The 24964-nt window shown below is 68.3% G+C and carries 27 protein-coding genes and 1 riboswitch; of the genes, 17 read left to right on the top strand and 10 right to left on the bottom strand.

What is annotated here, in order from left to right:
- Positions 1–43: 43 nt before the first annotated feature.
- The 5 genes from dacB1 to AC5Y47_RS02440 are packed head-to-tail and all read left to right on the top strand — an operon-like array spanning position 44 to position 4409.
- Positions 44–1279: a D-alanyl-D-alanine carboxypeptidase DacB1 gene (gene dacB1 / locus AC5Y47_RS02460; RefSeq protein WP_499941640.1), complete on the top strand. Its 1236-nt coding sequence runs from the start codon at positions 44–46 to the stop codon at positions 1277–1279.
- Positions 1280–1289: 10 nt separating this feature from the next.
- A complete protein-coding gene (locus tag AC5Y47_RS02455; protein WP_499941639.1) occupies positions 1290–1613 on the top strand; it encodes a hypothetical protein in 324 nt (107 codons plus the stop codon).
- On the top strand, positions 1610–2977 hold the full coding sequence (locus AC5Y47_RS02450; RefSeq protein WP_499941891.1) for a sugar porter family MFS transporter: 1368 nt from the start codon (positions 1610–1612) through the stop codon (positions 2975–2977). The genes AC5Y47_RS02455 and AC5Y47_RS02450 overlap by 4 nt, the downstream gene beginning before the upstream one ends.
- On the top strand, positions 2977–4095 hold the full coding sequence (gene nagA, locus AC5Y47_RS02445; RefSeq protein WP_499941889.1) for an N-acetylglucosamine-6-phosphate deacetylase: 1119 nt from the start codon (positions 2977–2979) through the stop codon (positions 4093–4095). The genes AC5Y47_RS02450 and nagA overlap by 1 nt, the downstream gene beginning before the upstream one ends.
- Entirely contained in the window at positions 4095–4409 is a 315-nt protein-coding gene (locus tag AC5Y47_RS02440; protein WP_499941637.1) for a DMT family transporter, read from the top strand. Before nagA ends, AC5Y47_RS02440 begins: the two co-directional genes overlap by 1 nt.
- Here the strand turns inward: AC5Y47_RS02440 and yhjD are convergent.
- Both yhjD and trpS read right to left on the bottom strand, forming a co-directional pair.
- Entirely contained in the window at positions 4406–5446 is a 1041-nt protein-coding gene (yhjD, locus tag AC5Y47_RS02435) for an inner membrane protein YhjD (protein WP_499941635.1), read from the bottom strand. The genes AC5Y47_RS02440 and yhjD overlap by 4 nt on opposite strands.
- Positions 5447–5453: 7 nt before the next feature.
- On the bottom strand, positions 5454–6473 hold the full coding sequence (gene trpS, locus AC5Y47_RS02430) for a tryptophan--tRNA ligase (protein ID WP_499941633.1): 1020 nt from the start codon (positions 6471–6473) through the stop codon (positions 5454–5456).
- A gap of 121 nt (positions 6474–6594) precedes the next feature.
- On the opposite strand from trpS, the gene AC5Y47_RS02425 reads away from it, so the two are divergent.
- The 6 genes from AC5Y47_RS02425 to AC5Y47_RS02400 all read left to right on the top strand — a co-directional run bounded on the left by AC5Y47_RS02425 (position 6595) and on the right by AC5Y47_RS02400 (position 11646).
- Entirely contained in the window at positions 6595–6825 is a 231-nt protein-coding gene (locus AC5Y47_RS02425) for a FitA-like ribbon-helix-helix domain-containing protein (protein WP_499941631.1), read from the top strand.
- A 10-nt stretch (positions 6826–6835) separates the two neighbouring features.
- Entirely contained in the window at positions 6836–7240 is a 405-nt protein-coding gene (locus AC5Y47_RS02420; protein ID WP_499941629.1) for a type II toxin-antitoxin system VapC family toxin, read from the top strand.
- Positions 7241–7389: 149 nt separating this feature from the next.
- Positions 7390–8187 (top strand): epoxide hydrolase EphH, encoded by a 798-nt coding sequence (ephH, locus tag AC5Y47_RS02415; protein ID WP_499941888.1) that lies wholly within the window; start codon positions 7390–7392, stop codon positions 8185–8187.
- Positions 8188–8246: 59 nt separating this feature from the next.
- Positions 8247–8366: riboswitch (SAM riboswitch) on the top strand.
- A 39-nt stretch (positions 8367–8405) separates the two neighbouring features.
- Positions 8406–9761 (top strand): bifunctional o-acetylhomoserine/o-acetylserine sulfhydrylase, encoded by a 1356-nt coding sequence (locus tag AC5Y47_RS02410; protein ID WP_499941627.1) that lies wholly within the window; start codon positions 8406–8408, stop codon positions 9759–9761.
- A gap of 14 nt (positions 9762–9775) precedes the next feature.
- Positions 9776–10918: a homoserine O-acetyltransferase MetX gene (gene metX / locus AC5Y47_RS02405; protein WP_499941625.1), complete on the top strand. Its 1143-nt coding sequence runs from the start codon at positions 9776–9778 to the stop codon at positions 10916–10918.
- Positions 10915–11646, top strand: a complete 732-nt coding sequence (locus tag AC5Y47_RS02400; protein ID WP_499941623.1) for a class I SAM-dependent methyltransferase — start codon at positions 10915–10917, stop codon at positions 11644–11646. The genes metX and AC5Y47_RS02400 overlap by 4 nt, the downstream gene beginning before the upstream one ends.
- Here AC5Y47_RS02400 and AC5Y47_RS02395 read toward each other — a convergent pair.
- A complete protein-coding gene (locus tag AC5Y47_RS02395) occupies positions 11610–12212 on the bottom strand; it encodes a TetR/AcrR family transcriptional regulator (protein ID WP_499941621.1) in 603 nt (200 codons plus the stop codon). The two genes, AC5Y47_RS02400 and AC5Y47_RS02395, sit on opposite strands and share 37 nt — an antisense overlap.
- 100 nt (positions 12213–12312) lie before the next feature.
- Between AC5Y47_RS02395 and AC5Y47_RS02390 the strand changes: the two genes are divergently transcribed.
- Genes AC5Y47_RS02390 through AC5Y47_RS02380 form a run of 3 tightly spaced genes read left to right on the top strand, consistent with a single transcriptional unit; the run spans position 12313 to position 13474 of the window.
- A complete protein-coding gene (locus AC5Y47_RS02390; RefSeq protein ID WP_499941619.1) occupies positions 12313–12786 on the top strand; it encodes a DUF1772 domain-containing protein in 474 nt (157 codons plus the stop codon).
- Positions 12786–13109: an NIPSNAP family protein gene (locus AC5Y47_RS02385; protein ID WP_499941617.1), complete on the top strand. Its 324-nt coding sequence runs from the start codon at positions 12786–12788 to the stop codon at positions 13107–13109. Before AC5Y47_RS02390 ends, AC5Y47_RS02385 begins: the two co-directional genes overlap by 1 nt.
- On the top strand, positions 13106–13474 hold the full coding sequence (locus tag AC5Y47_RS02380) for a DUF4267 domain-containing protein (protein ID WP_499941615.1): 369 nt from the start codon (positions 13106–13108) through the stop codon (positions 13472–13474). Before AC5Y47_RS02385 ends, AC5Y47_RS02380 begins: the two co-directional genes overlap by 4 nt.
- A 101-nt stretch (positions 13475–13575) precedes the next feature.
- Here AC5Y47_RS02380 and AC5Y47_RS02375 read toward each other — a convergent pair whose 3' ends face one another.
- Positions 13576–15012: an FAD-dependent oxidoreductase gene (locus AC5Y47_RS02375; RefSeq protein ID WP_499941613.1), complete on the bottom strand. Its 1437-nt coding sequence runs from the start codon at positions 15010–15012 to the stop codon at positions 13576–13578.
- Positions 15013–15184: 172 nt separating this feature from the next.
- Here AC5Y47_RS02375 and AC5Y47_RS02370 point away from each other — a divergent pair, with 172 nt between their 5' ends.
- Complete coding sequence (locus AC5Y47_RS02370) at positions 15185–15631, top strand: DUF732 domain-containing protein (RefSeq protein WP_499941612.1); 447 nt, start codon at positions 15185–15187, stop codon at positions 15629–15631.
- Positions 15632–15640: 9 nt separating this feature from the next.
- Here AC5Y47_RS02370 and AC5Y47_RS02365 read toward each other — a convergent pair whose 3' ends face one another.
- Complete coding sequence (locus tag AC5Y47_RS02365) at positions 15641–15934, bottom strand: DUF3017 domain-containing protein (protein ID WP_499941610.1); 294 nt, start codon at positions 15932–15934, stop codon at positions 15641–15643.
- Complete coding sequence (locus AC5Y47_RS02360; protein WP_499941608.1) at positions 15931–16776, bottom strand: bifunctional methylenetetrahydrofolate dehydrogenase/methenyltetrahydrofolate cyclohydrolase; 846 nt, start codon at positions 16774–16776, stop codon at positions 15931–15933. Before AC5Y47_RS02360 ends, AC5Y47_RS02365 begins: the two co-directional genes overlap by 4 nt.
- 191 nt (positions 16777–16967) lie before the next feature.
- Between AC5Y47_RS02360 and AC5Y47_RS02355 the strand changes: the two genes are divergently transcribed.
- Positions 16968–18164, top strand: coding sequence for an NADH:flavin oxidoreductase (locus tag AC5Y47_RS02355; RefSeq protein ID WP_499941606.1), 1197 nt, complete (start codon positions 16968–16970; stop codon positions 18162–18164).
- A gap of 30 nt (positions 18165–18194) precedes the next feature.
- A complete protein-coding gene (locus tag AC5Y47_RS02350) occupies positions 18195–20825 on the top strand; it encodes an FHA domain-containing protein (protein WP_499941604.1) in 2631 nt (876 codons plus the stop codon).
- 93 nt (positions 20826–20918) lie between these two features.
- Here the strand turns inward: AC5Y47_RS02350 and AC5Y47_RS02345 are convergent, their stop codons facing one another.
- From AC5Y47_RS02345 to AC5Y47_RS02330, 4 genes are read right to left on the bottom strand one after another with little or no spacing between them, the layout of a single operon-like run.
- Positions 20919–21491, bottom strand: a complete 573-nt coding sequence (locus AC5Y47_RS02345; protein ID WP_499941602.1) for a GTP-binding protein — start codon at positions 21489–21491, stop codon at positions 20919–20921.
- Positions 21472–21837: a DUF742 domain-containing protein gene (locus AC5Y47_RS02340; RefSeq protein WP_499941601.1), complete on the bottom strand. Its 366-nt coding sequence runs from the start codon at positions 21835–21837 to the stop codon at positions 21472–21474. The genes AC5Y47_RS02345 and AC5Y47_RS02340 overlap by 20 nt, the downstream gene beginning before the upstream one ends.
- Positions 21813–22244, bottom strand: a complete 432-nt coding sequence (locus AC5Y47_RS02335) for a roadblock/LC7 domain-containing protein (RefSeq protein ID WP_499941599.1) — start codon at positions 22242–22244, stop codon at positions 21813–21815. Before AC5Y47_RS02335 ends, AC5Y47_RS02340 begins: the two co-directional genes overlap by 25 nt.
- On the bottom strand, positions 22241–24850 hold the full coding sequence (locus AC5Y47_RS02330) for a sensor histidine kinase (RefSeq protein WP_499941598.1): 2610 nt from the start codon (positions 24848–24850) through the stop codon (positions 22241–22243). The genes AC5Y47_RS02335 and AC5Y47_RS02330 overlap by 4 nt, the downstream gene beginning before the upstream one ends.
- Between the last annotated feature and the right edge of the window lie 114 nt (positions 24851–24964).

Raw genomic sequence — 24964 nt, 5'->3', positions numbered from 1 at the left:
GGCGACCTGCGATCGGGGCGCCGATCGCCTACGCTGCTCACCAATGCCCTTCCTACGGACCTCGATACGCGCAGCATCGAGCCTGGCCGCGGCGGCTTTCCTGCTCGCCGGGTCCGGCGCGCTGGCGAATGCCGAGCCCAGCGCCGAGGTGAACCCCGGTGCGCCGAACTGCCCGTACAAGATCAACACCCCACCCGCGGTCGACTCCTCGGAGGTGCCGCGGGCCGGTGATCCCCCGCTGCCGCTCGCGCTTCCCGCCACCCCGATCGGCGGCAATGCCCTGGGAAGTTGCGGCATCGTCGCCGCCCCGGACACCCCGCCGGTACCGGGCGACGTCTCCGCCGAGGCCTGGCTGGTCGCCGACATCGACAGCGGCGCGGTCATCGCCGCCAAGGATCCGCACGGCCGCCACCGCCCGGCCAGCATCATCAAGGTGCTGGTCGCGATGGCGTCCATCAACGCGTTCAACCAGAACAAGACGGTCGCCGGAACCGACGAAGACGCGGCCGCCGAGGGCACCAAGGTGGGCGTCGACAACGGCGGCACCTACACCATCAACCAGCTGCTGCACGGCCTGCTGATGCACTCGGGCAACGACGCCGCGCACGCGCTGGCCATGCAGCTCGGCGGCATGCAGGCCGCGCTGGACAAGCTCAATGTGCTGGCGGCCAAGCTGGGCGGGCACGACACCCGCGTCGCCACGCCGTCGGGGCTGGACGGGCCGGGCATGAGCACCTCGGCCTACGACATGGGCCTGTTTTACCGGTACGCCTACCGCAATCCGATCTTCGCCGACATCGTCGCCACCCGGACCTTCGACTTCCCCGGCCACGGCGACCATCCCGGCTACGAACTGGAGAACGACAACCAGCTGCTCTACCACTATCCGGGCGCGATGGGCGGCAAGACCGGCTACACCGACGACGCCGGCCAGACGTTCGTCGGCGCGGCCAACCGCAACGGACGACGGCTGATGGCGATTCTGCTGCACGGCACCCGGCAGCCGATCGCGCCGTGGGAACAGGCCGCGCACCTGCTCGATTACGGGTTCAGCACGCCGGCGGGCACCCAGGTGGGGTCGTTGGTCGAACCCGACCCGTCGCTTGCCACCCCCACCAACAATCCGGCCAGCCGGGCCCCCGACAACAACCAGGCCGACGGGCTGATGTCGCCGGCCGACGCGTTGCCGATCCGGGTCGGCGTGGCGTTCATCGGCGCCGTCGTCGTGTTCGGGTTGATCCTGATCGCACGGTCGATGAACAGCCGGACGCAGCACTAGACTCTGCGTGATGACTGCCCTGTACGAGGATCCCGGCCTCACGCTGGACGAGGACGGAATCACCATCAATCGCTACTACTTTCCGTTCGCTACGGCCAAGCGGATCGGGTATGGCGACATCCAGGGCATCAAGGCCCAAGCGATGAGCTGGGCATCGGGCAAGGGCCGGATCTGGGGCGCGTCAGACCCGCGCTACTGGTTCCCCCTCGACATCCACCGGAACCGCAAGTCCACCCTGCTGATCCTCGACGTCGGCCGCCGGGTGCGCTCCTGCGTCACCCCCGAGGACCCGGCCAAGGTCATCGAGATCCTCAAAGCAAAGGTCAAGGGCTGAGCGCTCGACGGCGGGCGTTGCTGGTCGGGCTCACCGCCGCCAGCATCGGAGTCATCTACGGCTACGACCTGTCCAGCATCGCCGGCGTCCTGTTGTTCCTGCCCACGGAATTCGGCCTCACCACCGGGCAGCAGGGACTGGTCACCACCATGGTGGTGATCGGCCAGATAGCCGGGGCGCTGGGCGGCGGCGTGCTGGCCGACGCGTTCGGCCGCAAGAAGTCGATGGTGGCGATCCTCATCGGGTACGCGCTGTTCGCGCTGCTGGGGGCGACGGCGGGTTCGCTGCCGACGCTGTTGGTGGCGCGGTTCCTGCTGGGGGTCACTATCGGGGTGTCGCTCGTGGTCGTGCCGGTGTACGTGGCCGAGTCGGCGCCCGCCGCGGTGCGCGGCAGATTGTTGATCGCCTACCAGTTCGCCACCCTCACCGGCATCATCCTGGGTTATCTGCTCGGGTACCTGCTGGCCGAGACCACCCAGAGCTGGCGTTGGATGCTGGGTCTGGCCACCGTGCCCCCGGTGCTGCTGCTGCCGTTGCTGCTGCGCATGCCCGACACCGCGCGGTGGTATCTGCGCAAGGGCCGCGTCGACGAAGCTCGCAGCGCGCTCGCGCGGATCGAACCTGACGACGCCGTCGAGACCGAACTGGCGCAGATCGCGGGCGCCGTCCAGGAGGGCCGGGGCACCATCGGCGAGATGCTGCGCCGGCCGTATCTGCGGGCCACGCTGTTCGTCGTCACGCTCGGTTTCCTGGTGCAGATCACCGGGATCAACGCGATCGTCTACTACAGCCCGAAACTGTTCCAGGCCATGGGATTCACCGACTATTTCGGGCAACTGGCACTGCCGGCGATGGTGCAGGTCGCGGGATTGGCGGCGGTATGCGTGTCGCTGTCCCTCGTCGACCGGCTGGGCCGACGACCAATCCTGTTGTCCGGGATCGCGATGATGATCGTCGCCGACGCGGTGCTGGTCGTCGTCTACGCCAGGGACATCGGGCATGGCGGTGGCCTCGCACCGATATTCGGCTTCTTCGGGATACTGTTGTTCACCATCGGGTTCAACTTCGGGTTCGGCTCGCTGGTCTGGGTGTTCGCCGGCGAGAGTTTCCCGTCTCACCTGCGATCGATGGGGTCCAGCGTGATGCTGACCTCGAACCTGACCGCCAATGCGCTGATCGCCGGCTATTCCCTGACCATCTTTGAAACGCTGGGCGGTGCAACCGTCTTCGCGATCTTCGGGCTGTTCGCGGTGCTCGCGTTCGGCGTGGTGCACCGGTTCGCGCCGGAGACCAAAGGCCGTGACCTGGAGGACATCCGGTACTTCTGGGAGAACGGCGGACGCTGGCCCGCCGAGTCGTCATGATGATCCGCGCCGGGACCGTCGTCGTCGACGGCCAGGTGTGCCGACCGGGCTGGGTGCAGACGGACGGCGCCGCGATCGTCGCCTGCGGCGCGGGTGACCCGCCCTCGGCGCCCGACGTCGACCTGCCGAATTCGGTTGTGGTACCGGGCTTTGTCGACATGCACGTGCACGGCGGCGGTGGGGCGTCCTTCACCGACGGCGCCCACCGGGTGGTGGAGTTTCACCGCCGGCACGGGACCACCACCACCGTGGCCAGTCTGGTCACCCTGCCACCCGCGCAGTTGCTCACTGCGGTAAGCGGACTCGCCGAACTGACGCGCTCGGGCGTCGTCGCCGGCATCCATCTGGAGGGCCCGTGGCTGAGTGTTGCCCGTTGCGGCGCCCACGACCACACCCTGATCCGCCCGCCGGATCCCGCCGAGATAGAGGCGGTTCTCGACGCGGCCGACGGCACCATCCGGATGGTCACGCTGGCTCCCGAACTGCCCGGCGCCGAGCACGCCATCCGGCGTTTTGTCGACGCGAATGTCGTTGTAGCCGTGGGGCATACCGACGCCACCTACGAACAGACGCGGCGTGCTGTCGCGCTGGGCGCCACCATCGGCACCCACGTGTTCAACGCGATGCCGCCGCTGGATCACCGCGACCCCGGACCGGTGCTCGCCCTGCTGCAGGACAACCGGGTCACCGTCGAACTGATCGCCGACGGAGTGCATGTGCATCCCGACGTCGTCACGGCGGTGATGGCCACAGTCGGTCCCGAGCGGGTCGCCGTCATCACTGATGCGACCGCCGCGGCCGGCTGCGGCGACGGCGAATTCCGGCTGGGTTCGGTTCCCGTCGTCGTCGCCGCGGGCGTGGCGCGGGTGCGCGGCACCGACACCATCGCCGGCAGCACCGCCACCATGGATGAACTCTTCCGCGCGGTGCAGGCCGGCTCGGGATTGGCCGCCGCGGTGCAGACGACGTCGACAACCCCGGCGCGTGCGCTGCGCCTGGCCGGGGTAGGGGCCATCCGGGTGGGCCTCAGCGCGAATCTCGTTGTACTGGATCAGGAGTCGAGGGTGAGTGCGGTGATGGTCGACGGGTGCTGGCAGCCGACAAGCGGAGGTGCATGATGGCGTGGTTCGTGTTGACCGTGTCTGGAATTCTCGAGGCGGTGTGGGCGACCGCGCTGAACAAGTCCGAGGGCTTCACCCGACTCGGTCCGTCGCTCGTTTTCGGTGTGGCACTGCTGTTCTCGATGGCCGGGCTGGCGTTCGCGATGCGCAGCCTGCCTACCGGAACCAGCTACGCGGTGTGGGTCGGCATCGGGGCGGTACTCACTGTGGGCTACGCCATGGCGACGGGTGACGAATCGGCCTCCCCGGTCAAGCTGTTGTTGATCGCCGGGGTCGTCGGCTGCATCGTCGGGCTGAAGTTGACCGGCTAGCGGTCGCGACGCCGGCGCGTCAGCCGGGAAAGCGTCAGTGCTCCAACGGCTCCCGCGGCCATCGCGGCCGCGGTCTGGCGGCCGCTGAGGCCGTCGTTGACCTGGATGCGTGGGCTGATCACCGCCGGAGGTGGCGGCTCCACATGCGTTTCACGCTCGTCGTCGGAGGCGGTCGCGGCCCAGGCGGTGGCGAACAGCAGCAGCGACCAGGTGACGAACGCGAACACCATCAATCCCAGCACCGGACCAAACGTGGCGCCTGCCGGGCTGCGCACCACGGTCTGCAGGTAGATCGATCCCAGCTGCTTGAACAACTCGAATCCGACGGCTGCCATCAATCCGGCGCGCATCGAGGTGACGAAGCTGCCCGGCAACCGCGGCAGCCGGGCGATCATCCAGGTGAACAGCAGCCACGACACCAGCAGCGACACCAATACCGAGACGCCGCGGAAGATTTCGTCGAAAATCGAGAAGTCGGGTATGCGAAGCAATCTCAGCACCGCGTTCATAGGTCCGGACTGTCCCAGTGCGCTCAGCGCGATGGTGACCGTGATGACCAGGAACGTCCCGAGCATGGCGATCAGATCCGACAGCTTGGTGCGCACGTAGCCCGCCGGATCGACCGGCTGTAACCACATCTCGCTCAACGCTTCGCGCAGGTGCCACATCCAACCCAGACCGGCCCACACTGCAGTGAGCAAACCGATCACGCCCACCGAGGCGCGCGCGTCGATCGCGGAATTGATCAGATCGATCAGTTGCTGTCCCAGTTCGCCCGACACCGCGGACCGAATGTTGTAGTTGATCGTGGTCAGCAGCTGCGGTTGGCGCTTCAACGCATAGCCGGCCACCGCGAAAGCGACCATCAGCAAAGGAAATAACGCAAAGATCGTGTAATAGGTGAGGCCCGCCGCGAAGAAGGAGCCTTTCTGCTTGCTGAAGCGCTGATAAGCCTCGAGCACGTGGGGCAGCCAAGGAACCCTGGCTCGCAGCCGATCCAGCAAGCCCGGCTCGACCCGTTCGGCCTCCGCTGCCATGTCTGGATTATGCCCGTTGCGGAAGGAAACCCAACCGATCGTAGACGCGTTGCACGGTTTTGCCGGCGACGTCGTTGGCGCGCTGCGCCCCCGCCGCCAGCGTCGCTTCCAGTTCGCCCAGATCTTCCGTGAGTTCGTCGACCCGCGCCTTGATCGGGCTGACGTATTCGACGACGGCTTCGGCGGTGTCCTTCTTCAGGTCGCCGTAGCCGCGCCCGGCGTAGCCGTCGACGAGCGCGTCGATGCTCACGCCGGTGACTGCGGACTGGATGCTGAGCAGGTTGGACACGCCCGGCTTGGCCTGGACGTCGTAGCGGATCTCTCGTTCGCTGTCGGTCACCGCGGAACGAATCTTCTTGGCGGATCTGGCCGGGTCGTCGAGCAGGCTGATCAGGCCGGCGTCGGTGGACGCCGACTTGCTCATCTTCGACGTGGGGTCCTGCAGGTCGTAGATCTTGGCGGTGACCTTCGGGATGAGGACGTCGGGCACCACGAAGGTATCCGGGAAACGGCTGTTGAAGCGTTGCGCGACGTCGCGCGCCAGTTCCAGGTGCTGACGCTGGTCCTCCCCGACCGGCACCAGATCGGTGTCGTAGGCCAAGACGTCGGCGGCCTGCAGGACGGGGTAGGTGAACAGGCCGACGGTGGTGGACTCCGCACCCTGCTTGGCCGACTTGTCCTTGAACTGCGTCATCCGCGACGCCTGACCGAACCCGGTGAAACAGCCCAGAACCCAGGCCAACTGGCTGTGCGCGGGCACGTGACTCTGCACGAAGATGGTGGCCCGCGCGGGGTCGATGCCCAGCGCCAGATACTGCGCGGCGGTGATCAGCGTGCGGCGGCGCAGCGCGGCGGGGTCCTGCGGGATGGTGATCGCGTGCAGGTCCACCACGCAGAAGAACGCGTCGTGCTCGTCCTGCAACGCCACCCATTGCGCGACCGCGCCCAAAGCGTTGCCGAGGTGCAGCGAGTCGGAGGTGGGCTGGACGCCGGAGAAGATTCGGCGCGTTGCGGTAGGGGTGCTCATGATGCCGTCGATCTTTTCACGGGCATATTTCAGCAGCTGACGGTCAGGCGTCGACAACCCGCGCTGCCGGCCTCGGACTGCTGCGCATGTGCATGCCATGCGCATGTGATAGTTTGTGACCGTGGCCGTCGCAATTCAGATCAAAGATGTCCCCGAGGAAATCCGCGACGCGCTGGCGGCCCGCGCCGCGGCGCGCGGCCAGTCCACCCAGGCGTATCTGCGATCGCTGTTGGAACGGGAGTACCAGGCGGGGCGCAACCGGCAACTCTTGGAGGCATTGGTTGGTCATCGCAGCCTCACCATGACGGCCGAGGAAGTGGCGACCGTCATCCGCGCCGACCGCGACGGGTGAGCTTCCGCCGGTGATCGTGGTGGACGCAAGCGCGCTGGTGTTGGCGCTTACGAGCAGCAGCCCCAAAGGCGACGCGGCACGCGCAGTCCTGAACAGCGACGACGGTTGGCTCGCGCCGGCCCACATGCCGGGCGAGGTGCTACGCACCCTGCACAAGGCCGTATCGCGCAACCAATTGGAACCTGAAGACGCCGAGGCCGCCGCCGACGCCGTCGCCGCACTTGCCATCGAGTACGTGCTTCCGGATCCACTGCTACTGCGGACCGCCTGGGCCTGGCGGCATAACGTATCGATCTACGACGGCCTCTATATCGCCGTAGCCGCCGAACACTCCGCCGCCGTGGTCACCGTCGACAGCCGCCTGGCCAGCGCCACTGATCAGCTCGGCATATCGGTAGCGATCACTGTCCTCTAGGCCCACGCGCCGCCGCGCCCCCGACCGGGCCGCCTTGCGATACCCCCGGTACCGCATTTACTGTCGAATTCATGCCAAGCTTCCTCAAAGGTGCGTCCGAAGCAGAGGCCACCCGCGAGCCGATCCACCTGGGTTCGGGTGAGCCGGTGCTGCTGTTGCACCCGTTTTTGATGTCCCAGACCGTGTGGGAGGTCGTCGCCCGGCAGTTGGCCGACACCGGCCGCTACGAGGTTTTCGCCCCGACGATGGCCGGTCACAACGGGGGCCCGCGCGCGGGCACCTACTTCCTGTCTTCGCATGTCTTGGCCGATCACGTCGAGAAGCAGATGGACGAACTCGGCTGGGACACCGCGCACATCGTCGGCAATTCGCTGGGCGGCTGGGTCGCGTTCGAGTTGGAGCGCCGGGGTCGTGCCCGCAGCGTGATGGGCATCGCGCCGGCCGGCGGTTGGACCCGTTGGAGCCCAGCCAAATTCGAGGTGATCGCCAAATTCATCCTCGGTATTCCGCTGTTGCTCGTCGCTTGGCTCCTGGGGCCCAAGGCCTTGCACATTCCGTTCAGCCGCCAGCTGTCCACCTACGCCATCAGCGCGACTCCTGACGGGGTCAGCGAACGGGAGTTGAGCGTCATCATCGACGACGTCGCGCACTGCCCGGCCTATTTCCAGTTGCTGGTCAAGGCGCTGCTGATGCCCGGCCTCCAGGAACTGGCCGAGAACTCCGTCCCGGCGCATCTGGTGATCTGCACCAAGGACCGCATCGTGCCATCGCCGAGGTTCAGCAAGCACTTCCGCCACCACCTGCCTGACGACCATCAATTCACCAAACTCGAAGGCGTCGGCCATGTGCCGATGTTCGAGGCACCCGGCCGGGTCACCGAGGTCATCCTCGATTTCCTCGATGAGTGCGTGCAGGACACTCGCGCGGTCGAGCCCGGCGCGAGCTAACCGGCCACCGTCAGCGCGCAATTGGCAGCTGACACCCGCCATGCGATAGGCTGCGGGTCGGTCATGAGCGCCAGCGTCAAGCCCCGGCTCGCTGGCCGGCAACCCTCCAACCGCGGTGGGGTGCCCCGGGTGATGACCAGGTTGAGTAGCCACTACCGGCTACGCGGCAAGCGCGGGTCCGCCATGACGGGCCCCTGAGCCAGACAGGGGAACATTTCGTGAGCACTGACGGCACCACCGAAACCGATCCGACTGCGGGCTGGTCGTTCGAAACCAAGCAGATCCACGCCGGCCAGCAGCCGGACCCGGCCACCAATGCCCGGGCGCTGCCGATCTACCAGACCACCTCCTACACGTTCGACAACGTCGCGCACGCCGCCGCGCTGTTCGGTCTGGCCGAGCCGGGCAACATCTACACCCGCATCGGCAACCCGACCACCGACGTGGTCGAGCAGCGCATCGCCGCACTCGAGGGCGGGGTGGCCGCGCTGTTCCTGTCCTCGGGGCAGGCCGCCGAGACGTTCGCCATCCTGAACCTGGCTGGCGCCGGCGATCACATCGTGTCCAGCCCCCGGCTCTACGGCGGAACCTACAACCTGTTCCACTATTCGCTGGCCAAGCTGGGCATCGAGGTCAGCTTCGTCGAGGACCCCGACGACCTGGAGTCCTGGCAGGCCGCGGTGCGGGACGACACCAAGGCGTTCTTCGCCGAGACCATCTCCAACCCGCAGATCGACATCCTGGACACCCCTGGGGTTTCCGAGGTCGCGCACCGCAACGGGGTGCCGCTGATCGTGGACAACACCATCGCCACCCCCTATCTGATCCAGCCGCTGTCTCAGGGCGCCGACATCGTGGTGCACTCGGCCACCAAGTACCTCGGCGGGCACGGTTCGGCGATCGCCGGGGTGATCGTCGACGGCGGCACCTTCGATTGGACGCAGGGCCGCTTTCCCGGCTTCACCACGCCCGACCCCAGCTACCACGGTGTCGTGTTCGCCGAGCTGGGACCTCCCGCGTTCGCGCTCAAGGCGCGCGTGCAGTTGCTGCGCGACCTCGGCTCGGCGGCCTCGCCGTTCAACGCGTTCCTGGTCGCCCAAGGCCTGGAGACGCTGAGCCTGCGGGTGGAGCGCCACGTCGCCAACGCCCAGCGGGTCGCCGAATACCTGGAAGGCCGCGACGACGTCCTGTCGGTCAACTACGCCGGGCTGCCCAGTTCGCCGTGGCACGAGCTGGCAAAGAAGCTGGCGCCCAAGGGAACCGGGGCCGTACTGGCCTTCGAGCTGGCCGGCGGGGTCGAGGCCGGGAAGGCGTTCGTCGACGCGCTGCAGCTGCACAGCCACGTCGCCAACATCGGCGACGTGCGCTCGCTGGTGATCCATCCCGCGTCCACCACGCACGCCCAACTCAGTGCGGCCGAGCAACTGGCCACCGGGGTCACGCCGGGACTGGTGCGCTTGGCCGTCGGCCTCGAAGGCATCGACGACATCCTGGCCGACCTGGAGCTTGGATTCGCGGCGGCCGGGGTATACGCGGCCAACGGCAGCGACCCGCAGGCCGTGGCTGCCTTCTGAGGACCGCGTAGAACATGACGATCTCTGACGTGCCAACTCAGACGTTGCCCGCCGAAGGCGAGATCGGTGTCGTCGACATCGGGTCGCTGACGCTGGAGAGCGGCGCGGTCCTGCCCGACGTGCACATCGCGGTGCAGCGCTGGGGCGAGTTGTCGCCGGCACGGGACAACGTGGTGATGGTGCTGCACGCGCTCACCGGCGATTCGCATGTCATCGGACCCGCCGGACCCGGGCATCCGACGCCCGGCTGGTGGGACGGGGTGGCCGGGCCCGGCGCACCCATCGACACCGACCGCTGGTGCGCGGTGGCCACCAACGTGCTGGGTGGTTGCCGGGGTTCCACCGGCCCGAGTTCGCTGGCCCGCGACGGCCAGCCGTACGGCTCCCGGTTCCCGCTGGTCACGGTGCGCGACCAGGTGCAGGCCGACATCGCCGCGCTGGAAGCACTGGGAATAACTCAGGTGGCCGCCGTCGTTGGCGGATCCATGGGCGGCGCGCGAGCGTTGGAGTGGATCGTCGGTCACCCCGACCGGGTGCGAGCCGGGCTGCTGCTGGCGGTGGGTGCGCGCGCCACCGGTGACCAGATCGGCACCCAGACCACTCAGATCGCGGCCATCAAGGCCGACCCGAACTGGCAGGGCGGCGACTATTACGACACCGGCCGCGCACCCGAGGACGGGCTGCGGGTCGCGCGCCGGTTCGCGCACCTGACCTACCGCGGCGAGATCGAGCTGGACGTGCGGTTCCGCAACGACCCCCAGACCGGCGAGGACCCGTCGGCCGGCGGCCGTTACGCCGTGCAGAGCTACCTGGAGCATCAGGGCGACAAACTGTTGTCCCGCTTCGACGCCGGCAGCTACGTGATCCTGACCGAGTCGCTCAACAGCCACGACGTCGGACGGGGCCGGGGCGGCGTGCATGCGGCGCTGACCAGTTGCCCGGTGCCGGTGGTGGTCGGCGGCATCACCTCCGACCGGCTCTATCCGCTGCGGTTGCAGGACGAGCTGGCCGAACTGTTGCCAGGCTGCGTCGACGTGCGGGTGGTGCCGTCGGTCTGCGGGCACGACGGGTTCCTGGTCGAAACCGAGGCCGTCGGCGAATTGATCCGCGAGACACTGGAACTCGCTGCGGGCACGTGTGCAGGGTCGCAAAGGTGACCCGATCCCGGCGTGACCGCTCCCTGTCGTTCGGCTCGGCGGCGGCCGCCTACGAGCGTGGTCGCCCGTCGTATCCGCCGGAGGCCATCGACTGGCTGTTGCCGTCCGACGCCCGCGAGGTGCTCGACCTGGGGGCCGGAACCGGCAAGTTGACCACCCGACTGGTTGAACGCGGCCTGGACGTCGTCGCCGTCGACCCGGTTCCGGAGATGCTGGAAGTGCTGTCCGCGTCGCTGCCGCAGACCCGCGCGCTGCTCGGTACCGCGGAGGAGATTCCGTTGCCGGACAACAGCGTTGACGCCGTGCTGGTCGCGCAGGCGTGGCACTGGGTCGATCCGGCCCGCGCGATTCCGGAGGTCGCCCGGGTGCTGCGACCGGGAGGCCGGCTGGGCCTGGTGTGGAACACCCGCGACGAACGGCTGGGCTGGGTGCGCGAACTCGGTGAGATCATCGGCCGCGACGACGACGGCGGCCGCTTCGACGTCACGTTCCCCGCACCGTTCACCGAGCCGCAGCGCCATCAGCTCGAGTGGACGAATTACCTTACCCCGCAAGCACTTATCGATCTCGTCGCGTCCCGCACCTACTGCATCAACTCCCCTGCCGAAGTGCGCACCCGGACGCTGGACAAGGTGCGCGAACTGTTGAGAACCCATCCGGCACTAGCCAACTCCAATGGCCTTGCGCTGCCCTACATTACGGTGTGCGTGCGAGCCACGCTGAACTGATCGACGAGTAGTTGCACGCGTTGCGAGTCGTGGTCGGGACGTAGTCGTCCGGTCCGGCCGAGGGTGACCAGCCCGTGCAACGCCGCCCAGAAAACTTCGGTGAGCGTGTCTGTGTCTGTGTCTGTGTCGTGTTCTGCGGCCGTCCCCTCGACCGCTTCTCGCAACCGGGCGAACGCCGCCTGCAGTTGCGGCGGCGTGCTTTCGGCGGCGAAGCGCAAAGTGGTGGTTCGAGTGAACATCGCGTCGTAAACGGCCGGGTTGTCGCGGGCAAAGTCCAGGTAGGCGCGCACGACTCGTGTCAGGGCATCGCCCGCGGCGCTGGCTGCTGATGCGGCTGCGCACACGTCCGCGAGTTCGCCGAAGCCCTCGATCGCCACCGCTTCGGCGACGTGTTCCATGCCGGCGAAGTGCTTGTACAGCACCGGTTGGCTGTACTCGATCTCGGTGGCGAGCCGACGTGTGGTGACTGCGTCCCACCCTTCGGTTTCGGCCAACTTACGGGCCGTGTCGATTATCAGCCGCCGACGCGCGGCCCGCTCACGTTCCCGTCGGTCCTGAATTGCCATGTCGTCATTCTAGCATTGCTTTAATTTCTAGCACCGCTATTGCCCCAGCTGCGCGTTAGGGGTTAGCATTGCTAGCAGTTCGTCTGACGGGAGTAACTACATGGCCCTTGACCTCACCCGCTTCGCCGCGCTGATCGCGGTGCTGGCTAACGCCGTCGTCTACGGCACTGACGTGTTCTGCGCGACGGTTATGCGCCCGGCGTTGGCATCGATCGGCGACAACGCCCTGGTCACGGTGATGGGGAGCGTGCACCGCTACGGGGACCGGCGCATGCCGGTACCTGGAGTGCTCGGCCTGCTCGCCGCCCTGGTCAGCGCAGTGCTGGCGGCAGCAAGCGCACATTGGACGCACGCGATCGCGGCGGCCACCGCCGTACTGTCGCTGTCCATCTGGCTGGTGGTCTACCTGCGGGTGAGCGCACCGCTGAACAAGCAGCTCACCGCGGCAGCCGATGCCGGGCGCCAGCTGACGAACGGACGGGCGCTGCAGGCAAGTTGGGACCGCGTCATCGGCGCCCGCGCTGTGCTGCAGGGTCTGGCGCTGGCCGCTCTGTGCGTGGTGCTGGCGGCCTGATGTTGCAACTGAGGATTTACACCCTGCGCTCACCCGAAGCGCTGCGGCGGTACGCCACGGTTCACTGGGCTCGGCACCTGCCCACCTTCCGGACTTTCGGCATCACTACGCACGGCGTGTGGTCGGAGCGAACCGGCGGCGCGAATCGACTCGTCGCGCTGATCCGCTATCCACCTGGCGCCGAACCCGAACAACTCACTCGGCAGGTCATGGCCAGCCCGGAGTTCACCGCCGACATGGCCGGGTTCGATGTCGAGGAGATCGTCGACGTCCAATCGGTGCTGCTTGACTCACTATTTTCGGCGCAGGAGCTCTCGGCATGACCGCAACCATCGGCTATACGCTCGCCGGACTCATCGGCGTGGGCATCGTCTTCATCGGTGCACGATTCATCGTCGCGCCGCGCGTGGCTGCCGCCGGCTACGGCGTGCAAGCCGATCGATCCACTGACGCCTACCTGAGCGTCAAGGGGATCCGCGACATCGCGTGGGGGATTTTCGTCTTCATCATGATCGCCGCGGGCGCCACGCACCTGCTCGGCTGGATGATCCTGGCCGCCACGATCATTCCGTTGGCCGACGCGCTCATCGTGCTCCGCCACGGCGGCTCCAAGTCGATCGCGGTGGGCGTCCACGGTCTCACCGCCGCCGTCATGCTCGCGACTGCCACTCTGCTGCTTATCTCCTGACCAGCCTTCCCCGGCGAGTGTGCGTCCGGCGACGCCACCGCGGCGTGTCGCGTCGTGGAATCCACTCTCGGCGGCCGGAGCGGGTGGAGCTAAACGCGAAGTTAAAAGTCGAGCCCGGAGTACATGACGTGATTCGGGTCGTACTGTTGACGAACAGCGCTGAGCCGCGCCAGGTTCGACCCGAAATACCGTGACGCCGAGGTGTTGGCCTCCAGATAATTGACGTAGCCCCCGACCGAATACTGCTTCACCGTTTGGTGCGCGGTCGCCACCCAGGTACTGGACGTCGACGTCTGGCCGTTCCCGTTCTCCACATACCACTGCGCGACGGCGGCTGCGCTGCGCCACGGGAAGGCCGTCGCCGTCGCGTCGACGTCGCCCACGGCTCCGGACAGCGTGTCGACGATCACCGAGGCACGACCGCCTTCGGCCGGCCATTTGCCGAGTGCACCGACAATTGCCTGCGCCGCAGCCGAATTGAGGGTTCCGATCACGTCGGATCCGGCCACGAAGCCGCGCGGCGAACTCGTCGCGCTGCCACCGGCCAGATAGGTCACCAGCTCCATGTGGCTCAGCGTTTTGTGCTCGGCCGCCGTGGGCGCGGCGCCGACCGCGGACTTGATGGCATCGGCAACGGCCTGGCCGGTGCCCGCCGGGCAGGTCGCCAGCACATGACAATTGCCCTGCGCCCCGTTGACCGAGAGGTCGACCAAGCCCCAGGTGTTGCGATCGGCAGCGGAAAGCCATGTCTGCCAGCCGGTGAGCACCTGCGCGCCGGCCGACGGCGCGAAGTCGACGCGCACCACATCGGAATCGGAGGTCGGGAACATCGTGAACGTCAGCGACGTCGTCACCCCGAAATTGCCGCCACCGCCGCCGCGCAGCGCCCAGAACAAATCCGGGTGGTCTTCGGCGGAAGCGGTGACGGTCTGCCCGTTGGGCAACACCACCGTGGCCGACCGCAATGCATCGGCGGTCAGGCCGGCGTGGCGGGAATCCGCGCCCATCCCGCCGCCCAACGTCAAACCCCCCACCCCGACGGTAGGACAACTGCCGGCCGGTATCGCCCGGCCCGCGCCGGCCAAAGCCTGCTGTATCGCGTAGAGCTGGGTTCCCGCCGGCACCGTCACGGTGCCGGCGCCGTTGTCGACGTTCACTCCGCCCTGCAGGCCGCGCAGGTCGAGCACCATGGCCCCGTTCGCGTTCGACGCCCCGATATAGGAGTGGCCGCCGCCGCGGGGTGCGACCTTGAGCCTGTTGGCCGCCGCGAACGCGACCGCCTTCTCGACGTCCTGCTGGGAGGTGACCACCACCACCGCCGCCGGGTTCGCGGCGTCGTAGTTGGAGTTGAACACCTGCTTACCGGTGGTGAAGGAGGCACCGTCGGCCGGCAGCAGCACCCTGCCACCGATCGAGGTGGCCAACCCGCTCCACGCGCCCGTCGGCTCGGCCCATGCCCTCGTCGGGAACAGCGCGGAGGTCGCCAACGCTCCGGCGGCGCCCCGAAGAAAAGCCTGGCGAGAGATCATGGACCGCATTGTCAGTCGCGCCGGTAGCCAATGTGGTTGTCCGCCAACGTGTCGCGGCACAGCGTGATCCGATCGTGTTGTTACCGAACGCGAAACGCCGACCGGACCAAACCTTTACGCCATCGTGTCCCGAATGAGACCGCCGTAGAGAAAGGTTCTGGACACACCAAGAGGAGACCACATGAACCCTTTGCGCCACCAACCGTTGTCGGTTCGTCTGTTGACGGGCGCCGCGGGGATGCTGACTGCGGCGGCGGCGTTCGCCGCACCGGCCGAGGCAAGTCCCGTCGACGACGCCTTCATCACCGCGTTGACCAACGCCGGTGTCAACGTCGGAGACCCGATCGACGCCGAAGCTCTGGGGCAATCGGTCTGCCCGATGCTGGTTCAACCGGGCGGCAACTTCGCCGCGGCCGCCACGCGCATCCGGGGCAGCAACGGCATGTCGCCGGAGATGGCCAGCATGTTCACCACCATCGCGATCCAGATGTACTGCCCGTCGGTGATGGCTGACGTCGCCAGCGGCAATCTGGCTGGGCTGCAACAGCTTCCGGGCGCCTCGGCGATACCCGGCCTGGCCGGCGGCATCCCGGGTCTGGGCGCCATACCGGGTCTGCCCGGGTCCTGAGCTGCTGCGCTAACCGGTACCCAGCGGGTCGATCGTCCACGCGATGTAGACCATCGCGGCACCGACCGACGCGGTCGTCAGGAAATCGGTTCCCCGACTGCGCACCACCAGCAGTCCGGCCCGTTCCTCGGGCAGCGCCAGCCGCAGCGCGGCGCCCACCCCGACGCCGATGCCGATCAGCAGCGCGCCGCGGCGCCAGAAGTTCGCCCCCGCCAGCACGAACGCCACCAGGAAGATCAACCCGACGAGCAGGATCGGCCACTGGGCGCGGGCCGCGCGCGCCAGAATGGCCCGGACGGTCATTGCTGTTCGGCTGACTCGACGACGTTGGTCAGCAGGAACGCTCGGGTCAGGGGACCGACGCCGCCGGGGTTGGGCGACACGTGACCGGCCACTTCCCAGACGTCGGGATGCACGTCGCCGGTGAGCTTGCCGTCCACCCGACTGACTCCGACGTCGACGACGGCCGCGCCGGGACGCACCATGTCCGCGGTCAGCAGATGCGGCACCCCGACACCGGCCACGATGATGTCGGCCTGCCTGGTCAGCGCGCCCAGATCGCGGGTTCCGGTGTGGCACAACGTGACTGTCGCATTCTCGGAACGGCGGGTGAGTAGCAGGCCCAACGGCCGCCCGACCGTCACGCCGCGGCCGATGACCACCACATGAGCGCCGGCGATCTCGACGTCGTAGCGGCGCAGCAGGTGCACGATGCCGCGCGGGGTGCACGGCAGCGACGCCGGGGTGTTCAACACCAGGCGACCCAGGTTGGTGGGGTGCAGGCCGTCGGCGTCCTTGTCCGGGTCGACGCGCTCGAGCGCGGCGTTCTCGTCCAGATGCTTGGGCAGTGGCAGCTGCACTATGTAGCCGGTGCAGTCCGGGTTGGCGTTCAGCTCGTCGATGGTCTCGTTGAGCGTCTCGGTGGAGATGTCGGCGGGCAGGTCGCGGCGGATCGAGGTGATGCCCACCTTGGCACAGTCGGTGTGCTTGCCACGCACGTAAGCCTGGGAGCCGGGATCCTCCCCGACCAGGATGGTGCCGAGGCCAGGCGTACGGCCCGACGATTTCAGAGCCGCCACTCGCGTGGTGAGGTCGGACAAGATCTCGTCACGGGTGGCCTTGCCGTCCAGCGTGATTGCGCCCACGGCTGACAGTCTCGCACGTTCGCCGGGGTGCGGTGGCGCCCGGCAGCGCCGCGCTTGCGATCGCCGCTGTGCCCGATGGCGGCGACCCGCCTCGCCCGGCTTCGCCGCGCTTGCGATCGCCGCTGTGCCCAATGGCGGCGACCCGCCTCGCCCGGCTTCGCCGCGCTTGCGATCGCCGATAGGCTCCCTCTATGTCTGCTGCCCCAGATGTGTTCAGCCCCGCCAAGCTGGGTCCGGTGACGCTGCGCAACCGCATTATCAAGGCCGCGACCTTCGAAGCCCGCACACCCGACGCACTGGTGACCGACGACCTGATCGAGTACCACCGCCTGCCCGCAGCCGGCGGGGTCGGCATGACCACGGTCGCCTACTGCGCGGTCTCCCCCGGCGGACGCACCGAAGGCAACGGCCTGTGGATGCGTCCCGAGGCGGTGCCCGGGTTGCGCAAGCTCACCGACGCGATTCACGCTGAAGGAGCCGCGATCAGCGCGCAGATCGGCCACGCCGGGCCGGTCGCCAACGCCAAGTCCAACCAGGCCACCGCCCTGGCTCCGGTGCGGTTCTTCAATCCGATCGGGATGCGATTCGCCCGCAAGGCAAACGCCGACGACATCGACGACGTGCTCGCCGACCACGCCAAGGCCGCGCGGTTTGCCGTCGAGGCCGGGTTCGACGCGGTCGAGATCCATCTGGGTCACAACTATCTGGCGAGTTCGTTCCTGTCGCCGCTGATCAATCGGCGCACCGACGAATTCGGTGGCTCGCTGGCCAACCGAGCCAAGGTAGCCCGCGGAGTGGTGATGGCGGTGCGCCGTGCGGTGGATCAGGGTCCGCGGCAGATCGCGGTGACCGCCAAAATCAACATGTCCGACGGCGTCCGCGGCGGGATCAGCAACGAGGAGGCGGTCACCACCGCCAAATGGCTCGAAGAAGACGGTGGCCTGGACGCGATCGAGCTGACCGCCGGCAGTTCGCTGGTCAACCCGATGTACCTGTTCCGCGGCGACGCTCCGATCAAGCAGTTCGCCGGCGCCTTCAAGCCGCCGATGCGCTGGGGCATGCGCATGACCGGCAAGAAGTTCCTGCGCGAGTATCCGTACAAAGAGGCGTATCTGCTCAATGAGGCCAAACTGTTCCGCGCCGAGTTGAAGATGCCGCTGATCCTGCTCGGCGGCATCACCAACCGGGACACCATGGACCTGGCCATGGCGGAGGGCTTCGACTTCGTCGCGATGGGTCGGGCGCTGCTGGCCGAGCCGGACCTGATCAACAAGATCGCGCGCGACGGCGCGGCCGTCCGGTCCGCATGCACGCACTGCAATCAGTGCATGCCGACCATCTACACCCGCACCCGCTGTGTGCTGACCGGCGCGCCGGACAGGGAGTGACTCCGGGCCTACCGGCTAAGGTTGTCACCAATGTCTCCGCCCGTCCCGCCAGCGCTGACCGTCCGTCATGACGGTTCGGAGCGCACCTTTGCAGCCGGACACGACGTGGTGGTGGGCCGCGATCTGCGCGCCGACCTGCGCATCACCCATCCGCTGATCTCGCGCGCCCACCTGCTGCTGCGCTTCGACCAGGGCCGTTGGCTGGCGATCGACAACAACTCCCTGAACGGCACGTACGCCAACGGCCGCCGAGTGCCGGTCGTGGACATCCAGGACGGTCAGGGCGTCAACATCGGAAACCCGGACGGTCCCCTGCTGATCTTCGAGGTCGGACGGCACCGCGGACCGGCCGGGCGCCCACCGCAAACCGAGTCGATGCGCATCCCCGCCGTGGCGGGCCCGTCCGGGGGCTGGCCGGCCGGACCGCCGGGTCCGCCTTCCGGAGCAGCACCACCAACCTCGCGGCTGCCCAGTCGGGGCGCCCCGCCGCCGCGGCCGCAGCCCGGTGGGCCCCCTCCCCCGCCGCCGGGGCAGCCCATGTACCCCAGCAGCGGCCAGCCGTGGGCCCCGCCCGGCTACCCGGTCAGCGGGCCGCCGCCGTCGTCGCCGAATTTCCCGCATGCGCCACCGCGACAGCCGCCTCCGCGCCCCGGGCCGCCGATCGGCGCCAAGCCGCCCGACGCCGGCAACATCGCGACCAAGATGTTCCAGGCCCTGCTGACGCGGACGGGGTCACACGCCAAGCCCGCCGGGTCGGTCACCATCGGCCGCTCCACCGACAACGACATCGTCATCCAGGACGTCCTCGCGTCCCGGCAGCACGCCTTCCTGACCCTGACTCCGCTGGGTGCGGAGATCCGCGACAACCAAAGCGTCAACGGCACGTTCGTCAACGGGGTGCGGGTCGGGTCGGCCATCCTGTCCGAAGGTGACGTGGTCACCATCGGAAACGTCGACCTGGTGTTCGCCGGCGGCACCCTGGTACGCCGCACCGCAGCGGCCACCCGGTCCGGCGGGCTGGAGGTCAACTCCGTCACGTTCACCGTCGAGGGCGGCAAGCAACTGCTCGACCACATCTCGCTGACCGCCCGCCCCGGCACGCTGACCGCCATCATCGGCGGGTCCGGCGCCGGCAAGACCACGCTGTCGCGGGTGATCGCCGGCTACACCAGCCCCAGCACCGGCAGCGTGACCTTCGAGGGCCACGACGTCCACGGGGAGTACGCCTCGTTGCGCAGCCGGGTCGGCATGGTCCCCCAGGACGACGTCGTGCATCGGCAGCTCACCGTCAACCAGGCCCTCGGCTACGCCGCCGAGCTGCGGCTCCCGCCCGACACCAGCAAGGGTGACCGCGCGCAGGTGGTCGCCCAGGTCCTCGAGGAGCTCGAGTTGACCAAGCACGCCGAGACCCGGGTGGACAAGCTCTCGGGCGGTCAGCGCAAGCGTGCGTCGGTGGCGCTGGAGCTGCTCACCGGACCGTCGCTGCTGATTCTCGACGAGCCGACCTCGGGTCTGGACCCGGCGCTGGACCGCCAGGTGATGATGATGCTGCGCCAGCTGGCCGACGCCGGTCGCGTGGTGCTGGTGGTCACGCACTCGGTCTCCTACCTGGACGTCTGCGATCAGATCCTGTTGCTCGCCCCCGGCGGCAAAACCGCATTCCTGGGCCCGCCCGATCAGATCGGCGCGGCCATGGGCACCACTAACTGGGCCGACATTTTCACCAAAGTGGGCGCCGACCCGGACGAGGCCAACCGCCGGTTCCTTGCCGAAAACGCGGGGGGGCCGCAACCGGCCGCCAAGAGCAGCCCGGCCGACCTGGGTGAACCGGTGCACACCAGTGCCTTGCACCAGTTCTCCACCATCGCCCGCCGCCAGGTGCGGCTGGTGATCTCCGACCGCGGATACACGGTCTTCCTGGCGGTTCTGCCGTTCTTGATCGGGATCCTCGCCATGACCGTGCGCGGCGAGACCGGGTTCGGCATTGCCGAGGCGGTGAGCAGCAACCCCGACCAGCCGGGGCAGATCCTGGTGATGCTCAACGTCGGCGCTGTTTTCATGGGCGTCGCGCTGACGATCCGCGACCTGGTCGGCGAGCGTCCGATCTTCAATCGCGAACAGGCGGTCGGCCTGTCCACGGGGGCCTATCTGGGCGCCAAGATCGCTGTGTTCAGCGGGTTCGCGATCGTTCAGGCTGCGATCGCGACGATCATCACGCTGGTCGGCTGGGGCTATCCGCCCACCGACGCTGTGCTACTGGGCAATGTCGGCATCGAGCTGTTCGTGACGGTCGCCGCGACCTGCGTGGCCTCGGCGATTCTGGGCTTGGCGCTGTCGGCGTTGGCGAAATCGCAAGACCAGATCATGCCGATGCTGGTGTTGGCGATCATGTCGCAGCTGGTGTTCTCCGGCGGAATGATCTGGGTGACCGACCGGTTCCTGCTCGACCAGCTGTCGTGGGCCACCCCCGCGCGGTGGGGTTATTCGGCGTCGTCGTCGACGGTCAACATCGAGAAGCTGGTACCGGGTCCGGTCAAGCCGAAGGACTCGCACTGGAAACACAATCCGGGCACCTGGCTATTCGACATGGCGATGCTGGCGCTGCTGTGCATCATCTACAGCTTCATCGTGTGGTGGAGGATCCGCCTCAAGCGGCGCTAGCCTTCCCCTGCGCTAGCTTTCCCTGCGCGAGCAGACGCAAAAGCCCCCGAAAACCGCACTTTTTAGGGGCTTTTGCGTCTGCTCGGCCAACAGTCAGCTGGCCAGGCTGGCCAGTGCGTACTCGCTCACCGCGATCAGCGCGTCGGTGGCCGACCTGCGGTTGCGGGCGTCGACGGAAATCACCGGGATGTGCTCGGGCAGGGTCAGCGCCTTGCGCACCTCACCCACGGGATACCTTGGCGCACCGTCGAACTCGTTGACCGCGACCAGGAACGGCAGCCGCCGGTGCTCGAAGAAGTCGACGGCGGCGAAGCTGTCCTGCAATCGCCGGCAGTCGACCAGCACAATCGCCCCGATCGCACCGCGCACCAGGTCGTCCCACATGAACCAGAACCGGCGCTGACCGGGCGTGCCGAACAAATACAGCACCAAGTCCTCGGCCAGCGTGATGCGACCGAAATCCATCGCGACGGTGGTGGTGCGTTTGTCGGGGGTGGCCTCGATCATGTCGACGCCCGCCGAGGCGTCGGTCACCATCGCCTCGGTCCGCAGCGGCATGATCTCCGAGACCGACCCGACGAACGTGGTCTTGCCGGCCCCGAACCCGCCCGCGATGACGATCTTCGTCGACGCGGTGCCGTGCGGTTCAGAGTGCTCGGAGGCCACGCAGCGTCCTTCCTATGAGTTCGTGCCGTTCATCGCGGGTGGAGCGGTCGGTCAAGGTCCTGTGCACCCGAAGGTAACCGGCGCCGACCAGATCCCCGATCAGGACGCGCGCAACACCGACCGGCAAATCCAGCCGCGCCGACACTTCGGCAACCGACGGGCTACCCGCGCACAGCCCGATGATCCTGCCGCGCACATCGTCGGCCCCCCAGGGCGACGCCTCACCGGCCTGCACCGTCTGCACCGGCGCCTCCAACGGAAGGTCGACGTCGGTGCCGGTGCGTCCGGCCGTCAAAGTGTACGGGCGGACCAGGTTCGGGCTCAGCGGTGGTTCGCGTCGGTCCATCGCGGCTCGGGCTCGGCGCGGCGGGCGGACTGCACGACGTTGCCCACCTGTTCGACAAGAATGGCCATCTCGTAGCCGATCTGGCCGATGTCACAGTTCGGCATGGCCAGCGTCGCCAGATGCGAGCCGTCGCCGACGCGCATCAACAGCAGGAAGCCGTGCTGCATCTCCACCACCGACTGCAGCACCTGCCCGCCTTCGAACAGCTGCGCGGCGCCGGTGGCCAGGCTGGCCAGTCCCGATGCCACCGCGGCGAGTTGGTCGGCCCGTTCGCGCGGGAGGTGCTCGCTGGCCGCAAGCGGCAGCCCGTCGACGGACACCAGCAGCGCGTGCGCCACACCGGGGACCTCGCGCACGAACTTCGACACCAACCAGTCCAGCGGGCTGTAGGAGGATTGGACGGTCATTGCGGATCGGCCCCTTCCTCCGGGGCGTGCTCTCGTCCGGCACGAACTCCGCTGAAGTGGCTGCCGATGCTGGCCCGGACCGCGTCGGGGTCGCGACCCGGGTGCGATCCGCCGTTGGACGCCGGTTGTCGGGGCTGGTCGTCGTCGGCCGCTCCCGGCACCAGCCGGGCTCCCGGGGTGCGCATCGGCAACCCGGACTCGGTGCGCGACTCGACCGGCTTGTCCTCGGCTTCGGCGGCCGCCGTCCAGCCGCGGTCCCATACCGTCTGCCAATCCAGGTCGGGGCTTCGGACCAGGTCGTGTGGGTCGCCCATGATCTCCGACAGCATCCGCTGGTAGATCACGTCGTCGTCATCGGGTCCCGACGGCTTGAGGTCCGGCGGCGCCGGCTTGGGGGGCGACGCGGCCGGCGGTGCGGGACGCCGGGCGAAGAACGCCGAGGTGTCCGAGGCCGTCGTGGTGGGCGGTGCCGGCTCGGCCGGTGCCGGCTGGGATCCCTTCTCCCACCACGGCGTCGGCAACGGACGCTTCTGCTTGGGTTCCGGCTCCGGGGTGGCGACCGGGCCGCCGGCGGTGATGCCGCTGGACCCGGGACTGCGACGCGGCAGCGAAGTCACCGCTTGCCCACCGGCGGGGACGGGCGAGGCCGCCGGGGCCGCCGGCTCGGGGGGCGGACTCACCTTGAAGAATTGCCGCTGCGGCGGTTCCGGTGGCTGCCCGCCGACCAGCACCGTCACCGGCAGATACACCTCGGCGGTGGTGCCGCCCGTTTCGCCGCTCGCCGGACCACGCAGTCCCACCCGGACACCGTGCCGGGCGGCCAACCGGCCCACCACGAACAGGCCCATGTGCCGCGCGTTCTCCGGGGTGGGCTCCGGCGTGCCGCCGGGCTGCAACCGCATGTTCGCCATCCGCCGGTCGGAGTCCGTCATCCCCAGCCCGGAGTCGGCGATACGCAGCAGCACACCGCCCTCGCTGCCCCGCACGGCAGACACCTTGACCGGTGTGTTCGGCGGCGAGTAACGCAGCGCGTTGTCGATCAGCTCGGCGAGCAAATGGATGACGCCGCCGGCGGCGGTGCCGAGCACCGTGCAGTCCGGCACGGCGCCCGTCTCGACCCGGCGGTAGTCCTCGACCTCGGACACCGCGGCGTTGATCACCGTCGACAGCGGCACCGGGTCGCGCTGGTCGCGGGTGATCTGCGCGTCGGCCAGGACCAGCAGGTTGGCGCTGTTGCGGCGCAGCCGGGCGGCCAGGTGATCCAGCCGGAACAGGTTGTCGAGCCGCTCGGGGTCCTCTTCGTCGCGTTCCAGCCGGTCGATCAGCGCCAGCTGCTGGTCGACCAGGGAGCGGCTGCGGCGCGACATCGTCTCGAACATGTCGTTGACCAGCAACCGCAGCCGGGCCTCGTCACCGGCCAGCAGCAGCGCCTGGGTGTGCAGTTCGTCGACCGCGTGCGCAACCTGGCCGATCTCCTCGGTGGTGTACACCGCCAGCGGTTCGGGGATCGGTTCACCGCCGGCGCGGACCCGCTCGATCTCGCCTTCGAGGTCGGTGTGGGCGACCTTCAGCGCGCCATCGCGCAGCAACCGCAGCGGCTTGACCAGCGCCCGCGCCATCAGCAGCACGACCAGCAGCGCGATCGCGATGGCGGCCAGCACCAGCACGGCGTCACGGACCGCCGTCGCGCGCCGGTCGTCGGCCTGGGCCTGCACCGACTTCGTCACCTCGGCGGTGGTGTTGGTGATGATCTGTTCGGCGATTCCCTGCGTGGTCTGTATCGAGCGCAGCAGGTCCTGATTGTCGACGAGTTCGCTGGCCGGGTCGGACAGCATCGCCATCCGGGTGACCATCTGCTGCTGCAGGTTCTTGGCGTCCGGAGAGCCGGCGCCGAGCACCTCGCTCATCCCGAACAGGGTCGACGGCTCGGTGCCGGCCAGCGTGATCATCGCGGTGCGCAGCTGAGGTTCGGGCAGGTCGGCGCCGCGGGTCACCAGGATCTGCTGCAGAGTCATCTGGCCGCGGGCGCCCACGGCCCGGCTCAGGCCCTGCACCTGCGACCGGATCTGCTCGCTGTCCGCGCGGACCGAGGCGTTGATGGCGTCCTCGGCGGTCAGCAGCAGCGGGGCGTAGGTGGTGATCCGGTCGCGCAGGCTGATGCTGTTGTCCAGTGTCTTGTCCAGCAGTGTCTGCCCACTGTTGAGCAGCGTGTCGACCGCGGTGCGGACGTCGGGGAGAACGTCGGTGCCGGCCAGGCGGGTCTGCAACTCGTTCTTACGCGAGGCGAAGTTCTTCTTCGCCCCTTCCACGTCGCGTCCGGTAGAACCGGCCAGCAGCGCGACGTCGAGCGCGGACATGTACTTGGTGATCGTCGGGATCACGTCGGCCCGGGCCGCGGCCAGCCGCAGGCCGCTGGAGCGGGAAAGGGCGCTCTCGACCCGCAGCGCCCCGAACACCGTCGCCAACAGCAGCGGCACCAGGGCGATCGCGAACACCTTCCACCGCACCGGCCAGTTGCGCAGCGACCAAGCCCCCGGCCGTCTGGCCGGCGCCGGGGTGGCGGGTGCCGCCGCGACCGGGTGAGTCGGGCGGGCGAACATGGTCACGTGATCGCGCCTTCAAGCGGCGTCGCGTGAAACGAGAGAGTCATCGAACTTCCTGCTGCTTATTCGCCGACAGATAGCCGCGAACGTGATGCGTGGCGATCCGACGAGTATGGC

The sequence above is a fragment of the Mycobacterium sp. NGS22 genome, from assembly GCF_059813095.1.
Note: the sequence above shows the minus strand (reverse complement) of the source record. Positions and strands in the feature narration are given on the sequence as shown.

What these genes read in the sequence shown, in the direction of transcription:
- AC5Y47_RS02350 (WP_499941604.1), top strand. Translation starts at nt 18,195, where the DNA reads ATGTCTCCGCCCGTCCCGCCAGCGCTGACCGTCCGTCATGACGGTTCG.
- AC5Y47_RS02340 (WP_499941601.1), bottom strand. Translation starts at nt 21,837, where the DNA reads ATGGACCGACGCGAACCACCGCTGAGCCCGAACCTGGTCCGCCCGTAC.
- dacB1 (WP_499941640.1), top strand. Translation starts at nt 44, where the DNA reads ATGCCCTTCCTACGGACCTCGATACGCGCAGCATCGAGCCTGGCCGCG.
- AC5Y47_RS02440 (WP_499941637.1), top strand. Translation starts at nt 4,095, where the DNA reads ATGGCGTGGTTCGTGTTGACCGTGTCTGGAATTCTCGAGGCGGTGTGG.
- AC5Y47_RS02335 (WP_499941599.1), bottom strand. Translation starts at nt 22,244, where the DNA reads ATGACCGTCCAATCCTCCTACAGCCCGCTGGACTGGTTGGTGTCGAAG.
- AC5Y47_RS02390 (WP_499941619.1), top strand. Translation starts at nt 12,313, where the DNA reads ATGGCCCTTGACCTCACCCGCTTCGCCGCGCTGATCGCGGTGCTGGCT.
- AC5Y47_RS02385 (WP_499941617.1), top strand. Translation starts at nt 12,786, where the DNA reads ATGTTGCAACTGAGGATTTACACCCTGCGCTCACCCGAAGCGCTGCGG.
- AC5Y47_RS02455 (WP_499941639.1), top strand. Translation starts at nt 1,290, where the DNA reads ATGACTGCCCTGTACGAGGATCCCGGCCTCACGCTGGACGAGGACGGA.
- AC5Y47_RS02395 (WP_499941621.1), bottom strand. Translation starts at nt 12,212, where the DNA reads ATGGCAATTCAGGACCGACGGGAACGTGAGCGGGCCGCGCGTCGGCGG.
- AC5Y47_RS02375 (WP_499941613.1), bottom strand. Translation starts at nt 15,012, where the DNA reads ATGCGGTCCATGATCTCTCGCCAGGCTTTTCTTCGGGGCGCCGCCGGA.
- metX (WP_499941625.1), top strand. Translation starts at nt 9,776, where the DNA reads ATGACGATCTCTGACGTGCCAACTCAGACGTTGCCCGCCGAAGGCGAG.
- trpS (WP_499941633.1), bottom strand. Translation starts at nt 6,473, where the DNA reads ATGAGCACCCCTACCGCAACGCGCCGAATCTTCTCCGGCGTCCAGCCC.
- AC5Y47_RS02380 (WP_499941615.1), top strand. Translation starts at nt 13,106, where the DNA reads ATGACCGCAACCATCGGCTATACGCTCGCCGGACTCATCGGCGTGGGC.
- yhjD (WP_499941635.1), bottom strand. Translation starts at nt 5,446, where the DNA reads ATGGCAGCGGAGGCCGAACGGGTCGAGCCGGGCTTGCTGGATCGGCTG.
- AC5Y47_RS02370 (WP_499941612.1), top strand. Translation starts at nt 15,185, where the DNA reads ATGAACCCTTTGCGCCACCAACCGTTGTCGGTTCGTCTGTTGACGGGC.
- AC5Y47_RS02355 (WP_499941606.1), top strand. Translation starts at nt 16,968, where the DNA reads ATGTCTGCTGCCCCAGATGTGTTCAGCCCCGCCAAGCTGGGTCCGGTG.
- AC5Y47_RS02365 (WP_499941610.1), bottom strand. Translation starts at nt 15,934, where the DNA reads ATGACCGTCCGGGCCATTCTGGCGCGCGCGGCCCGCGCCCAGTGGCCG.
- nagA (WP_499941889.1), top strand. Translation starts at nt 2,977, where the DNA reads ATGATCCGCGCCGGGACCGTCGTCGTCGACGGCCAGGTGTGCCGACCG.